Annotated in this window: 13 protein-coding genes; 4 read left to right on the top strand and 9 right to left on the bottom strand. The window is 71.1% G+C overall.

Features of this window, described 5'->3' with window-relative positions; all coding sequences use genetic code 11:
- Positions 1-41: 41 nt before the first annotated feature.
- Positions 42-845, bottom strand: coding sequence for an SAM-dependent methyltransferase (locus ABD333_RS39290; protein ID WP_344547702.1), 804 nt, complete (start codon positions 843-845; stop codon positions 42-44).
- Between the two features lie 198 nt (positions 846-1,043).
- Between ABD333_RS39290 and deoC the strand changes: the two genes are divergently transcribed.
- The 3 genes from deoC (at position 1,044) to ABD333_RS39305 (ending at position 4,415) form a co-directional block, all read left to right on the top strand.
- Entirely contained in the window at positions 1,044-1,997 is a 954-nt protein-coding gene (deoC, locus tag ABD333_RS39295; protein ID WP_344547703.1) for a deoxyribose-phosphate aldolase, read from the top strand.
- A gap of 24 nt (positions 1,998-2,021) precedes the next feature.
- Positions 2,022-3,452: an aldehyde dehydrogenase family protein gene (locus tag ABD333_RS39300; protein WP_344547704.1), complete on the top strand. Its 1,431-nt coding sequence runs from the start codon at positions 2,022-2,024 to the stop codon at positions 3,450-3,452.
- A 96-nt stretch (positions 3,453-3,548) separates the two neighbouring features.
- Positions 3,549-4,415 carry an aldehyde dehydrogenase family protein gene (locus ABD333_RS39305; RefSeq protein ID WP_344547705.1) on the top strand — a complete coding sequence of 289 codons (867 nt, stop codon included), beginning with the start codon at positions 3,549-3,551 and terminating at the stop codon, positions 4,413-4,415.
- A gap of 101 nt (positions 4,416-4,516) precedes the next feature.
- Here the strand turns inward: ABD333_RS39305 and ABD333_RS39310 are convergent, their stop codons facing one another.
- Complete coding sequence (locus ABD333_RS39310) at positions 4,517-5,788, bottom strand: hypothetical protein (RefSeq protein ID WP_344547706.1); 1,272 nt, start codon at positions 5,786-5,788, stop codon at positions 4,517-4,519.
- A 158-nt stretch (positions 5,789-5,946) separates the two neighbouring features.
- Here ABD333_RS39310 and ABD333_RS39315 point away from each other — a divergent pair, with 158 nt between their 5' ends.
- Complete coding sequence (locus ABD333_RS39315) at positions 5,947-6,192, top strand: DUF2630 family protein (RefSeq protein WP_344547707.1); 246 nt, start codon at positions 5,947-5,949, stop codon at positions 6,190-6,192.
- 84 nt (positions 6,193-6,276) lie between these two features.
- Here the strand turns inward: ABD333_RS39315 and argS are convergent, their stop codons facing one another.
- The 7 genes from argS to ABD333_RS39350 form a co-directional block, all read right to left on the bottom strand.
- Positions 6,277-8,040: an arginine--tRNA ligase gene (gene argS / locus ABD333_RS39320; protein ID WP_344547708.1), complete on the bottom strand. Its 1,764-nt coding sequence runs from the start codon at positions 8,038-8,040 to the stop codon at positions 6,277-6,279.
- Positions 8,041-8,070: 30 nt separating this feature from the next.
- Positions 8,071-10,452 carry an HAD-IC family P-type ATPase gene (locus tag ABD333_RS39325; RefSeq protein WP_344547709.1) on the bottom strand — a complete coding sequence of 794 codons (2,382 nt, stop codon included), beginning with the start codon at positions 10,450-10,452 and terminating at the stop codon, positions 8,071-8,073.
- 52 nt (positions 10,453-10,504) lie between these two features.
- Complete coding sequence (plsX, locus tag ABD333_RS39330) at positions 10,505-11,719, bottom strand: phosphate acyltransferase PlsX (protein WP_410558615.1); 1,215 nt, start codon at positions 11,717-11,719, stop codon at positions 10,505-10,507.
- 140 nt (positions 11,720-11,859) lie between these two features.
- Positions 11,860-12,303 carry a hypothetical protein gene (locus ABD333_RS39335; protein ID WP_344547710.1) on the bottom strand — a complete coding sequence of 148 codons (444 nt, stop codon included), beginning with the start codon at positions 12,301-12,303 and terminating at the stop codon, positions 11,860-11,862.
- Positions 12,304-12,385: 82 nt separating this feature from the next.
- Complete coding sequence (locus ABD333_RS39340) at positions 12,386-12,757, bottom strand: hypothetical protein (RefSeq protein WP_344547711.1); 372 nt, start codon at positions 12,755-12,757, stop codon at positions 12,386-12,388.
- Positions 12,754-13,683 carry an alpha/beta fold hydrolase gene (locus ABD333_RS39345; RefSeq protein WP_344547712.1) on the bottom strand — a complete coding sequence of 310 codons (930 nt, stop codon included), beginning with the start codon at positions 13,681-13,683 and terminating at the stop codon, positions 12,754-12,756. The genes ABD333_RS39340 and ABD333_RS39345 overlap by 4 nt, the downstream gene beginning before the upstream one ends.
- A complete protein-coding gene (locus tag ABD333_RS39350) occupies positions 13,680-14,408 on the bottom strand; it encodes a DUF998 domain-containing protein (RefSeq protein ID WP_344547713.1) in 729 nt (242 codons plus the stop codon). The genes ABD333_RS39345 and ABD333_RS39350 overlap by 4 nt, the downstream gene beginning before the upstream one ends.
- Positions 14,409-14,458: the final 50 nt, after the last annotated feature.

Consider the following 14,458-nt stretch of genomic DNA (forward strand, 5'->3'; position numbering starts at 1 on the left):
AGACTGACATCCGCCACCGGCGGAGACAACCGTGCGGGGCTCTACGCCTGGCGTTTACGTGCGACGCCGCACAGAGTGGACGTCTTGGTGATGTCTTCGAACGGGGTGGGTTCGGGACGCCACGACTCGCAGGCCACCACGCCGGGCTCGACCAGGTCGAACCCGTCGAAGTAGCCGACGATCTGCTCCGGTGGGCGCAGCCGGTAAGGGACCGCGCCAGTGTCGTCATACCCCTGCTGGGCCTTGTTATGGGCGTCGTCGGTGTCGGTGTCGTCGTACAGGGCCAGGTAGCTGCCCTCGGGAAGCCCCGACATCAGGCTCCGGATGATGGACAGGACCTCTTCGTAGGAGTCGACGTGGCCGAGGACGCCCATGAGCATCAGGGCGATGGGACGGTCGAAGTCGAGCTTCTTCTGGGCGATGCTCAGGATGTCATCGGGCCTGCGCATGTCGGCCTCGATGTAGCTCGTCGCGCCCTCGGCCGAGCTTGTCAGCAGGGCGTGCGCGTGGACGAGCACGAGGGGGTCGTTGTCGACGTAGACGATGTGGGATTCGGGAGCCACCCGCTGGGCGACCTCGTGGGTGTTGTCGACCGTCGGCAGCCCGGTGCCGATGTCGAGGAACTGCCGGATGCCGGCCTCCTCGGCCAGGTGGCGGACGGCGCGGGCGAGGAAGTGCCGGCCGACGCGCGCGATGTCCACGATGCCCGGATAGACCTGGACGTAGGCGTCCCCGGCCTCGCGGTCGATCGGATAGTTGTCCTTGCCGCCGAGCCAGTAGTTCCAGATCCGGGCGGAGTGCGGCACTGTGGTGTCGATCTGCGGAGGCACCGGGTCGTCAGCCATGGCGCAGCGGGCTCCTCTACACGGTCCACGCCCCGGAGGGCGTGTCGGGGGGTGTGAGACGTCGTCCCCCGGGGGACGTCTCCGCGTGTTCAAATTTCCCGACCAAGATAGACGACTTGTAGGTTATTTGCACCCTCTGGCCGTTTTGTGCAGGTGCCGGGCGTGCGCGATGCTGGAGACGTGTCAACGGAGACTCTTGTGAGCGCCACTGAGCTGCGCGCCTTCCTGCACGGGCTGCCGGGCGTCGACCAGGTCGGGGCGGAGGAGCGGGCCGCGCGGCTCGCCACGCGTTCGATCAAGACCTCGGCCAAGGCCCAGGCCATCGACCTGGCGATCACCATGGTCGACCTCACCACGCTGGAGGGCGCGGACACGCCCGGGAAGGTGCGCGCCCTGTGCGCCAAGGGCCTGCGGCCCGATCCGGGTGACCCGGGAGTGCCCCGGGTGGCGGCCATCTGTGTCTATCCGGACATGGTCGCGACGGCGGTGGAGGCCCTCCGGGGCTCCGGGGTCGGGGTGGCGAGCGTGGCCACCGCGTTCCCCTCGGGACGGGCGCCGATGGAGGCCAAGCTGGCCGACACCCGGGCCGCGGTCGAGGCGGGCGCCACCGAGATCGACATGGTGATCGACCGCGGCGCGTTCCTGGCCGGCGACTACCTCAAGGTGTACGAGGAGATCGTCGCGACCAAGGAGGCCTGCGCCGCGACCTCCGTGGACGGCGGGAAACGTGCGAACGACGGGCACGGCGCGCACCTCAAGGTGATCTTCGAGACCGGCGAGCTCGTCACCTACGACAACGTGCGGCGTGCCTCCTGGCTCGCCATGCGGGCCGGTGCCGACTTCATCAAGACCTCCACCGGCAAGATCTCCCCGGCCGCCACGCTGCCGGTGACGCTGGTCATGCTGGAGGCCGTGCGCGACTACCGGGCCGAGACCGGGCGGATGGTCGGGGTCAAGCCCGCGGGCGGCATCCGCACCACCAAGGACGCGATCAAGTACCTGGTCCTGGTCAACGAGACGGCCGGGCCCGACTGGCTCACCCCGGACTGGTTCCGCCTCGGCGCCTCCAGCCTGCTGAACGATCTCCTCATGCAGCGCCGCAAGCTGGCCACGGGTGTCTACTCCGGCCCCGACTACTTCACGCTCGACTGACTCGACTCACTGGAATGGCTGATCATGGACTTCGAGTACGCGCCGGCACCCGAGTCGCGGGCCGTCGTCGACATCAGGCCCTCCTACGGGCTGTTCGTCGACGGTGAGTTCCGCGACGGGCACGGCGAGCCGTTCAAGAGCATCGACCCGTCGAACGAGGAGCCGCTCGCCGAGATCGCCGCCGCCGACGCGGCCGACGTGGACCGCGCGGTGGCGGCCGCCCGGCGCGCCCACGACAAGGTCTGGGGCCCGATGCCGGGCCGCGAGAGGGCCAAGTACCTCTACCGGATCGCGCGGATCGTCCAGGAACGGTCGCGCGAGCTGGCGGTGCTGGAGTCGATCGACAACGGCAAGCCGATCCGCGAGTCACGGGACGTCGACCTGCCGCTGGTCGCCGCGCATTTCTTCTACTACGCGGGCTGGGCCGACAAGCTGGCGTACGCGGGCCTCGGGCCGGATCCGAGGCCGCTGGGCGTGGCCGGTCAGGTCATCCCGTGGAACTTCCCGCTGCTGATGCTGGCCTGGAAGATCGCGCCGGCGCTGGCGTGCGGCAACACGGTGGTGCTCAAGCCCGCCGAGACCACGCCGCTGACCGCGCTGGCGTTCGCCGAGATCTGCCGCCAGGCCGACCTGCCGCCGGGCGTGGTCAACATCATCACCGGCGCGGGCGAGACCGGCCGGCTGCTGGTCGAGCACACCGGCATCGACAAGATCGCGTTCACCGGCTCCACCGAGGTCGGCAAGCAGATCGCGCGTGCCGCGGCCGGCACCACCAAGAGGCTGACGCTGGAGCTCGGCGGCAAGGCCGCCAACGTGATCTTCGATGACGCGGCGCTGGACCAGGCCGTCGAGGGCGTCGTCAACGGGATCTTCTTCAACCAGGGCCACGTGTGCTGCGCCGGGTCGCGGCTCCTCGTCCAGGAGTCGGTGGCGGAGGAGCTGCTCGACCGGCTCAAGCGGCGGATGGCCACGCTGCGCGTCGGTGACCCGCTCGACAAGAACACCGACATCGGCGCGATCAACTCCGGCGCCCAGCTGGAGAAGATCCGGATGCTGTCGGAAATCGGCGAGCAGGAGGGCGCCGGCCGCTGGTCGCCGCCGTGCGAGCTGCCGCAGCGCGGATTCTGGTTCGCGCCCACGATCTTCACCGACGTCGCCCAGTCGCACCGCATCGCCCGCGAGGAGATCTTCGGGCCGGTGCTGTCGGTGCTGACGTTCCGTACGCCCGCCGAGGCCGTCGAGAAGGCCAACAACACGCCGTACGGGCTGTCGGCCGGGGTCTGGACCGAGAAGGGCTCGCGCATCCTGTGGATGGCCGAGCGCCTGCGCGCGGGCGTCGTCTGGGCCAACACGTTCAACAAGTTCGACCCCGCGTCGCCGTTCGGCGGCTACAAGGAGTCCGGCTACGGCCGCGAGGGCGGCCGGCACGGGCTGGAGGCCTACCTCGATGTGTGAGCGGGCGCGCGGCGTCTGGACTGAGGAGCGAGGAACGAGCGACGAGGGAAGACGTCGCGTGAAGGCGGCCGTGAACCGCCGAACGGAGTGAGGCAAATGAGCACAGAGCGATCTGAGCGGCTCGCCGTGCGCAAGACCTACAAGCTGTTCATCGGGGGCGCGTTCCCCCGGTCCGAGTCCGGCAGGTCGTACGTGGTGAACGACGGCAAGGGCACCTTCCTCGCCAACGCCTCCCAGGCGTCCCGCAAGGACGTCCGGGACGCGGTGACCGCCGCTCGCAAGGCGTTCGGCGGCTGGGCCGGGCGTACCCCCTACAACCGGGGGCAGATCCTCTACCGGATCGCCGAGATGCTGGAGGGCCGGCGGGCGCAGTTCGTCGAGGAGCTGCGAGCCGCCGGGCTCGCCAAGGCCGCCGCCAACGCCGAGGTGGACGCGGCGATCGACCGCTGGGTCTGGTACGCGGGCTGGGCCGACAAGATCGGCGCGGTCGGCGGCTCCGCCAACCCCGTCGCCGGGCCGTTCTTCAACTTCTCCACGCCGGAACCGACCGGCGTCGTCGGCGTCGTCGCGCCGGACTCCCCGCTGCTCGGCCTGGTGTCGGTCGTCGCACCGGCGATCGTGGCGGGCAACACGTGCGTCGTCATCGCGTCCGAGCCGGCTCCGCTGCCGTCGATCACGTTCGCCGAGGTGCTGGCGACGTCCGATCTTCCGGGTGGTGTCGTCAACGTGCTGACCGGCCGCCGCGACGAGCTCGCGCCGTGGCTCGCCGCGCACATGGACGTGAACGCCATCGACCTGGCCGGGGTGGCCGAAGACCGCGTCAGGGCCCTGGAGGAGGCGGCCGCGGAGAACCTCAAGCGGGTGCTGCGACCCGGTATGGCCGACTGGTCCGCGGAGCCCGGAACGGAACGCATGACCGCCTTCTTGGAGACCAAGACGGTGTGGCATCCGGTGGGTCTCTGATCCGCTCAAGTAACAGAGCGTGTGTAGAGCGTCAACAAATGTGGAATAGATCTCCCCGTAACTGATCACACGGGGGGGAGATCAGTGGCTACCAAGACTGCTCAGCGCGCGACGTCCAGCCGAGGTACGGCTAGTCGCGCGAAAAGCTCGACCGCGAAGAAGACCACTGCGCGCAAGTCGGCCACGAAGAAGGCGGCGACCAAGAAGGCGACCACCAAGAAGGCGACCACGAGGAAGCCGGCCGCCAAACGTGTCAGCGCCGCCGCGAAGACCTCGTCGCCGCGTACCACGGTCAGCCGTTCGATGGCCAAGAAGGGCACCGCCAAGAAGTCCACGACCGGCAGGAAGTCCACGGCCGGCAAGCGGACGACGGGGACCAGGTCGGCGGCCAAGAAGACGACCACGCCCCGGAAGTCCACTTCCGCGGCGCGCAAGTCGTCCACCGGCAGGTCGACCGCCACGAAGTCGACGGCCAAGAAGTCGACGGCCAGGAAGTCGACGGCCAAGAAGTCGACCGCGAGGAAGTCGACGGCCAAGAAGTCGGCCGCCAAAAAGTCGACCAGCAGGTCGACGGCGAAGAAGTCCACCGCCAGGAAGACCACGGCGGGAGGCAGGGGCACGTCCGCCGCGCGGAAGTCGACGTCCCGCGCCACGGCCACCGCGAGCCGGTCGTCCTCGGGGGCGGCCACCAAGGCCAAGACCGCCGCCACCAAGGCGACATCGGCCGCCAAGCAGATGAAGTCGGCGACCAGCAAGGCCTCGGCGTCGGTCAAGGCCATGACCGCCATGACCAAGGCGATGGCGACCGCGACCAAGGCGATGAACGACGCCGCCAAGGCGATGAGCACCGCCGCCAAGGCCGTGTCCAAGGCCCCGAGCGGGTCCGGCACCGCCCGGAAGGCGAGCGGCTCCCGCAAGTCCACGTCGGCCAGGAAGTCGACGTCCTCGGGCCGCAAGTCGACGTCGTCGGCGAGGAAGTCGACCTCGGGGGCCCGCAAGTCGACCGCGAAGCGGACGACCGCGAGCAGGTCGCCCGCCCGCAAGTCGACCACGGCGGGCACCACCGGGGCGGGTTCGACGACCGGGCGGTCCACGACGGCCCGCAAGAGCACGGCTCGCAAGAGCACGGCCCGCAAGTCCACGACCGCGCGCAAGTCGACCGCCAGGAAATCGACCACGTCCGGGGCCAGGAAGTCGCCCACGCGTTCGGTGGCGGCACGCAAGTCCACCACCACCAGACCCAAGGCGACCAGGCCCAGGGCCACCACGACGCGGCCCCGCAAGTCCGCGGCCACGTCGAAGCGGTCGACCACACGTCCACCGGAGTCCTCGGGGGCCTCGTCCGCGGCTCTCGTCGAGCCGAAGACCGACATGGGCTCGTTGCAGCACTCGACCACCGGCGACGGCGGCTTCCTGTCCGGCGTGACGGGCAGCGGCGTTTCCCGCGGTTGACCGCCGGGTACCCGGCGGCGGAGCCCCTTCCCCGCGCGGGGACGGGGCTCCGCCGGATCACCGAGGGAGTGGAGGGTCCGTGGACGACGACACGATCCTGTCGAACATCGACGCGTACGTGGCCGAGGAGCACCGGCTGCGCGAGCGCCGCCAGCGCGGTGAGCTCACCGGCGAGGAGGAACGCCGGCGGCTGCGGGAGCTGGAGGTGGCCCTGGACCAGTGCTGGGACCTCCTCAGGCAGCGCAGGGCCCGTCACGACGCGGGCGAGGACCCCGAGGCCGCGAAGGCCCGGCCGCCGGACGAGGTGGAGGGCTACCTGCAGTAGGTTCGCACGCACGAGAGAGCCGGTCCCGGAACGCTCCGGGACCGGCTCTCCGTCATGCCGTGCGGACGACCGTGAGCCGCGGGACTACATCCGCTCGGGCACCGGGATGCCGAGCAGGTCGAGCCCAGTGGTCATGGTGCGCAAGGTGGCCGCGCTCAGTGCCAGCCGCGATCCTCGGGTCTCCTCGTCGGGAGCGTTCAGCACCGGGCAGTTCTCGAAGAACGACGTGAACGCCTGGGCCAGCTCGAACAGGTAGCCCGCCAGCCGGTGCGGCTCGCTCAGCTCACCGGACTGCTGGACGACGGCACCGAAGTCCAGGAGCTTCAGCGCCAGCGCACGCTCGGCCTCGTGCCCGATCTTGATCGGGTCGGTCGCCGTCTCGGGGTCCACCCCGCCCTTGCGGAAGATCGAGCGGATCCGGACGGTGGCGTACTGGAGGTAGGGACCGGTCTTGCCGTTGAACAGGGTCATCCGGTCGATGTCGAAGATGTACTCGCTGTCGAGGGCCACCGACAGGTCGGCGTACTTCACCGCGCCGATGCCGACCTTCTCGACGATCTCGTCGCGGGTCGCGGCGTCGAACTCCGCCTGGTGCTCGACCGCGTCGAACCGTTCACCGGCCCGTTCGACGGCCTCGTCCAGCAGTTCGGAGAGCTTGACGGTGCCGCCCGCCCGGGTGCGCAGCATCTTGCCGTCGGTGCCCAGCACGTTGCCGATCTGGGCGTGCTCGGCCCTGACGCCGTCGTTCAGCCAGCCGGCCATCCGGGCGACCGCGAACACCATCTGGAAGTGCAGCGCCTGCGGCGCGCCCACCACGTAGATCATGCGGTCGACGTGCTCGGTGTCGACCCGGTAGCGGACGGTCGCGAGGTCGCTGGTGGAGTAGTTGTAGCCGCCGTCGCTCTTGCGGATGATCACCGGCAGCGGCTCGCCCTCGCGGCCGGTGAAACCGGGCGGGAACGCGCACAGCGCGCCGTCGCTGAGGACCGCGATGCCCTTGTCCTCAAGCTCCTGGACGGTGGGCGCGAGCAGGTCGTTGTAGAAGCTCTCGCCCTTGATGTCGTCGTCGGTGAGCGTGACGCCCAGCCGCCTGTAGACGGTGTTGAAGTAGCGCTTGGACACGTCGACCAGGACCTGCCAGAGCCGCAGCGTCTCGGGGTCGCCCGCCTGCAGCTCCACGACCCGCCTCCGGGCGCGGTCGGCGAACTTCTCGTCGCTGTCGAACTTCTCGCGGGCGGCCTGGTAGAACGCGGTCAGGTCGCTGACGGAGGAGTCGTCGTCGGCGGCCTTCTCCTCGCCGATGTCGAGCAGGTGCTCGATGAGCATGCCGAACGGGGTGCCCCAGTCGCCGACGTGGTTGTCCTTGATCACCTCATGGCCGAGGAAACCCAGGATCCGGGCGAGCGCGTCGCCGACGATCGTGGTGCGCAGGTGCCCGACGTGCATCTCCTTGGCCACGTTGGGCGAGGAGTACTCCACGACGACGCGCTGCGGCGTCTCGGTCTCGGGTACCGCGAGCCGCGGCTCGGTCAGGACCCGCTGGGCCTGCGCCGCGATCCAGTCGTCCCGCAACGTGAGGTTGATGAAGCCGGGACCGCTGACCTCGATCTTGTCGATCAGGTCGCCCCGGTCGAGCTTCGCCACGATCTCCTGCGCGATGCCGCGCGGGTTCTGCTTCTCGCCTCGCTCCGCCGTCAGCGGCTTGACCAGCGACATGGCCACGTTGGCCTGCAGGTCGGCGAACTGGGACGGTCGGATGACCGGGTCGGTGCCGGCGTAGGACGGCCCGAAGGCGGCGGTCAGCGCCTCCTGGACCCGGGCGGTGAGTGCGAGTTGCGGATCGGGCATGTCCCAAGGTTATCGGGGCCACGGCGAGGATCAGGTATTGCTTTTCCCGTATTGCTGACCGGAAGGATCGCGGAGCCTGGTCAGCCACTTGTCCCAGCGCAGCGCGACCGTGAGCAGGACGCCGGCGCCGGCGGCGATCGCGAGCGCGGTCACGTCGTTGCGGACGTTGTCGGGCCGCAGCGCGAAGAACTCCCGCAGCCACGGGACCGCCAGAACGATCAAGAACGCCGCCCCCATCGCGGCCACGAGCCCGAGCCGCCACCAGTTCCACGGCCGGGCGATCAGGGCCAGCACCCAGAGGGTCAGGAGGAAGAGGGCGAGGGTGGCGGTGGAGCTGTTCTCGGCGAACGGGCTGCGGGTGTACTCGGTGGCGAGGTAGTACCCGGCGAACGTGGCGATGCCGCACGCGAGCCCGGCGGGCACCGCGAAGCGCAGCACCCGCGGGACGAAACCGGACCGGGCCCGCTCCAGGTTGGGCGCCAGCGCCAGGAAGAACGCGGGGATGCCGATGGTCAGGCTGCTGATCAGCGTGAGATGCCGGGGCAGGAACGGAAAGCGGATGTGCACGAGCCCCACCAGCACGGCCAGGATGATCGAATAGACCGTCTTGGTGAGGAACAGGTTGGCGACGCGTTCGATGTTGCCGAGCACCCGGCGGCCCTCGCCCACCACGTACGGCAGCGTCGCGAAGCTGTTGTCGAGCAGGACGATCTGCGCCACGGCCCGGGTGGCGCCGCTGCCCGAGCCCATCGACACGCCGAGGTCGGCGTCCTTGAGCGCGAGCACGTCGTTCACCCCGTCGCCGGTCATCGCGACCGTGTGGCCGCGCGACTGGAGCGCCTTGACCATGGCGCGCTTCTGCTGGGGGCCGACGCGGCCGAAGACCGAGTTGTCCTCCAGGACGTCCGCCATGGCGGCGAGGTCGCCCGGAAGCGTGCGGGCGTCCACCGGGCGCTCGGCCTTGGGCAGGTTCAGGGAACGGGCGATGGCGCCCACCGAGGCCGGGTTGTCGCCCGAGATCACCTTGACCGCGACGCCCTGCTCGGCGAAGTACTCCAGCGTCTTCGGGGCCTCGGCGCGGATCCGCTGCCGGAGCACGACCAGCGCGGCGGGCCGTACCGGTCCGGTCTTCCGGTCCGGCGAGGCCAGGGCGCCGTCGGGGACGCGGGCCAGGACCAGGACGCGCAGGCCGGTGGAGCCGAGCTCCTCCGCGCGCCGCCGGCCCGGCGCGCCGGGCTCCAGCAGCACGTCGGCGGCGCCGAAGAGCCAGGTGCCGTGCCCGTCGAACGCGACGCCGCTCCATTTGCGGGCCGAGGAGAACGGGACGGTCTCGGTGACCTCCCAGCCGGGCGCGGGCTCGTCCAGCCCCTCCCTGACCGCCAGCATGGTCGCGTTGGGGTCGGGATCGGCGTCCGCCGTCGCCGCCAGCGCCGGGCGGGCGGGCAGGTCGTCGTCGAGCACGATGATCTCGTCCAGGTCCATGCCGGGCTCGGTCAGCGTGCCGGTCTTGTCCACGCAGAGCACGTCCACCCGGGCCAGGCCCTCGATCGCGGGCAGCTCCTGGACCAGGCAGCGGCGCCGCCCGAGCCGCACCACGCCGACCGCGAAGGCGATGCTGGTCATCAGCACCAGCCCCTCGGGGATCATCGTGACCACGCCCGCCACCGCGCCCACGATCGCCTCGCCGGTGGTGTCGGCGCTGCCGAGCTGGCTGGCGAACAGCAGGACCGCGGTCGGAATGATCAGCCAGGTCACGTACTTGAGGAACCGGTTGATGCCCGCCATCAGCTCCGAGTGCGACAGCGAGAACTGGCTGGCCTCCTCGACCAGCCGCGCCGCGTAGGCCTCCCGGCCGACCTTCTCGGCGGTGAACGTGCCGCCGCCCGCGACCACGAAGCTGCCCGACATGACCTTGTCGCCGGGCGCCTTGTGCACCGGGTCGGCCTCGCCGGTGAGCAGCGACTCGTCGACCTCCAGGCCCTGGGACGCGGCGACCGTCCCGTCCACCACGATCCTGTCGCCGGTGCCGAGCACGATCAGGTCCCCGAGCACGACCTCCCGCTGCTCCAGCTCGGCGAGTTCGCCGTCCCGCCTGACCTTGACGGGCGTCTCGCCGACCACGGCCAGCCTGTCGAGCGTGCGCTTGGCGCGCAGTTCCTGGATCACGCCGATCGCGGAGTTGGCGAGGATGATGCCGCCGAACAGCCCGTCCTGCCACTCGCCGAAGATCATCACCAGCACGAACAGGGTGCCGATGAGCGCGTTGAACCGGGTGAGCACGTTCGCCCGGACGATGTCGGCCGCCGACCGGCTGGACCGCCGCGGCACGTCGTTGGTCTGGTGCGCCGCGACGCGTTCGCGGACCTGCGCCGCGGTCAGCCCCGGCGCGGGGCTCTGCCGTACATCCGTCACCTGGGCCCCCGTTGGACGCAGCATTCCCCAAGATCTTGCGGACAACCTCAGACTACGGGGCGGGGGGTTCGCCGCGGCCGGACGCGATGTCGGCCCCGTCCGGAGGCGTCGTGGCCGTGTCGTGCGGCCGTTCCTCGGCGGGGCGCTCGGCCGCCGGCCGGTCGACCGGCCGGTCGGGACTGGTTTCGGCGGGGTCGCGGTCGACGTGCATCAGGCGGCCGAACCTGGACGGTGTCCGCGTGGCCGCGATCTGATCCCTGGTCCGCTCGATGATCCGGCCCGCGGCGAGCTCGTGCGCGAGCCGGCACGCCGAGGTGACGGCCCGGGCCTGCGAGGCGCCGTGCGCGATCACCACGGTGCCGTTCAGGCCGAGCAGCACGCCGCCGCCGTAGGTCTCGGAATCGAGCCGGTCGCGCAGGTCGGTGAACTGGCGGCGCTGCAGGAAGCTGCCGAGCTTGGCGGTGCGGCTCCCGGTCATGGCCTCGCGGACCTCGGCGAGCGCCATCCGGACCGTGCCCTCCATGGTCTTGAGGGCGACATTGCCGGTGAAGCCGTCGGTCACCACCACGTCCACCACGCCCTCCAGCAGGTCGTGGCCCTCGACGTTCCCGGCGAAGTGGAGGCCGTGGCGGCCGTTCGCCAGCAGCTCGTGCGCGTTCCTGGTCACCTTGTCGCCCTTGGCGGGCTCGGCGCCGATGCTCAACAGGCCGACGCTCGGACGCTCCATCCCCAGCCGGATCTGGGCGTAGGCGGTGCCGAGCGCGGCGAACTGCACGAGTGTCTCGGGCTTGACGTCGGCGGTCGCCCCGGCGTCCAGCAGCACGGTGGGGCGCGGCCGAGTGGGCAAGGTCACAGCGATCGCCGGGCGCAGCACGCCCTGCTGGCCCTTGAGCCGCAGCCGCGCGGTGGCCACCACCCCGGCGGTGGAGCCCGCCGACACCAGTGCCGACGCCCGGCCCTGCTTGATCAGGTGGCAGGCGATCGCGACCGACGAACGGGGCTTGCGCCGGCTCGCCAGCGCGCCCTCGGCCATGTCCAGCGCCTCCTCGGCGTGGACGATCGGGATCTCGCCGGAGATGCCGAATCGGTCCAGCTCACGGCGGATCCGCGGGGCCTGCCCGACCAGCACGAGCCGGACGCCGTGGTCACGGACGGCCGCGACCGCCCCGGCGATGATCTCCGCCGGGGCGTGGTCGCCGCCCATGGTGTCCACCGCGATCGGCGCGGGCCGAGCCGGCGCCGCGCGCGACTCGCCTTTGCCGGTCATGGGGCTCCTGGTCGGGTCAGGGAACGATGGCCGCAAGAGTGCAGCTCATCGCATCGTATGGCGTCCCTTTACCCGTCCTGACGGCGGAGCCTCGCGGGCCGGCCGGCGGAGCCTCGCGGGCGGCCTCGTGATCCGGCGGTTCAGCCCCGTTTGCGGCAGTCGGGGCCGAGGCAGGGCGCGTTCTCCACGATGGGGCGCCCGTTCACGAGGATCGTGTAGTAGTGCTCCTTCTTCGCGCGCTCGCCCGAGGCGAAGACCTGGACGGCCTTCTTGTCGGCCGTGGTCCCGGTGCAGGACACGCGCATCTTGGCCTTGGTCCAGCCGGGCATGTGCCGGCAGCTGAGCGCGGTGCCCAGGGTCATGCCCCGGGTCTGGAGCTCGGCGCCCGCGATCGCGCCCGTCGAGGCCAGGAGCTTCGACTGCGACCGATAGCGGAGCTCCTTGGTGTCGACGAGGGTCGCGTAGGCGATGACGGCGGCGGCCGCGCCCGCGACGACGAGGGCGACGATGCCGAGGACGATCATCCTCACCCGGTTGTTCCTGGCGGCGGCCTTGAGCCGGTCGGTGTTCACAGCGGCGTTCACACGCGTAGCGTCACCGGGGACGGCCCCGTGTGCGCGCAGCGCGGGCCGGGTTTTCCCTGGCCCAGGCGAAAGCGTTGCCCGATCACGGGGATGCGGAGGGGCAGCCGAGGCCCAGGCACTCCTGCTCGACCACCGGCCTGCCGCCGACGGTGATCACGTACTGCTCGCGGGGGTGCTCGGTGTCGGCCCGGGTCGCCTCGCCCGACACCACGACCGGAGCGCCGTCGGTGGTCTCGCCCGTGCACCGCACGCGGACGAGCGCCTCGTTCCCGGTCGCCGGCATCTCGCACGACGGGCGGCCGTCCAGCCGGATGCCCCGCTCGCCCAGCTCGGCGACGGCGCCGTCGGCGACCGCGTTGCGGTACGCGCCGTCCGAGATCCGCTGCATGAGCTCGCATCCGCTCAGCGTGCAGACCAGCACCGCCGCCAGCAGACCGGCGCGGAGGGCCTTCACGACGTCTCCTGGGCGGCGCCCGGACCGCCCAGCACGGCCTCCACGGCGTCGGCTACGGCGTCGGGCCTGTCCAGCTGCACCATGTGCCGGGTGTCCGGGAGCACCACCTGGCGGCCGTAGGGGCTCATCTCTGCGAGACGCCGGTGCCCTTCGCTCCACTTCCGGCGATCGGCCTCGGACTGGCCCGGGTGGTCACCGAGCGCGGTCAGCACGACCAGCGGGACGGGCGGGAACGGCCTCCGCTCCCGCAGACGATCGAGGTCCTCGGCCACCTCCCGGTAGGCGAGCTCCTCGGAGAGGAACGTGCCGAGCACCGTGCCCCGCCCGTACACCGAGCGGACGGTCTCGGCCGGGACGGGCTCACCGCGGTCGCTCGTGCACCGCAGGACCAGCCGCCGTCCGGCCGGGCCGACGATCTTCGACAGCCGGGTGAACCCGAGCGCGGCGCCGAACGCCTTGGCCGCCGGGTCGAGCACGGAGGCGAGCCGGACACGGGCGCGGGGGTCGCGTTCACAACTCGGATCCACGAGGACGAGCCCGCGGACGAGCTCGGAGCGCAGCCGGGCGAACGCCTCCGCGTGGAAGCCGGCCATCGAGTGGGCGACGACGATCACCGGGGCGCCGGCCCGTTCGGCGAGCCCGGTCAGGATCGCGACCTCGCGGCGCAGGCTCGGCGCGCCGGCCGCCGGCGGGCTCAGCCCGAGCCCGGGCCGGTCGAAGTTGAACACCCGGTACGTGCCCGCCAGCAGGTCGACCGACGGCCGCCAGTCGAACCACGCTCCGCCGAGCCCGCCGCTGAGCAGCAGCGGCGGCCCGTCCGGCGGGCCGCTCGTGACCAGATGGATCTGCTCCCCGGCGACGTTCTCCAGGGCGATCCCCGGCTCTGGCGTGGTGGCCGGCGGCTCTGGCGTGATTCCCGGCGTCATAGGCGCGTCGTCTCCCGTTCGGGCCGGTCACCTGCGGCCGACCGGCGAGATCGCCGCCGCTCGTCGTACAGGGCCCAGGCGATGGTGCCGAGGCCGAGGACCAGGATGCTGATCTGCACGCGCTGGATGATGCCCAGCCAGCGGCCGAGGAGCATCGCCAGGACCGTGCTGAGCGCGAACGTGGTCTCCGCGACCGCGAGCGGCAGGCCCCAGCGCGCGAGCGCGGGCCACCGGCCGTACCGGCGGGCCGCGATCGAGAGGCTGAGCAGCGCCGCCACCCCGAAGCTGATCACCATGCTGCTCGTGACGGCGTGGAACTGGTGGGAGAACGAGACGTTCCCCGACCGTTCCCGCAGCGCGCACCACGTCTCCAGGCTGGGCGCGCAGTCGAGCGGGAAGACCGCGTCGCCGATGGCGCACAGCCCGAACAGGGCCAGGAAGGTCCAGCCGAGGACCGACCAGGGCCGCCGTGGCAGGGTCAGCAGGCAGATGGCGGCCACCGTGATCGAGAGCGCTCCGGCGATGAAGTCGCCGGCGCTGTAGATCTGGTGGAACGGCTGGTCAACGGCCGAGAGCTCGCTCACATAACCGTTGATGCGGTCCAGGTCAGGGCTCAGAAAATGTTCGAGCAGGAAGGTCGAATACGTGATCGTGGCGACCCCGGCGAGGACCACGGCGAAGGCCGGCACCGCTCCTGGCGCGTCGTCGCGCGGCTCCGGCTGCACCCGTCCCCCTTGCCCGTACGGTCCCGTGGTCGCATACCAGTATTTCGGTA

Origin of the sequence: Actinomadura fulvescens (assembly GCF_039533225.1) — a bacterium.
Taxonomy (GTDB): domain Bacteria; phylum Actinomycetota; class Actinomycetes; order Streptosporangiales; family Streptosporangiaceae; genus Spirillospora; species Spirillospora fulvescens.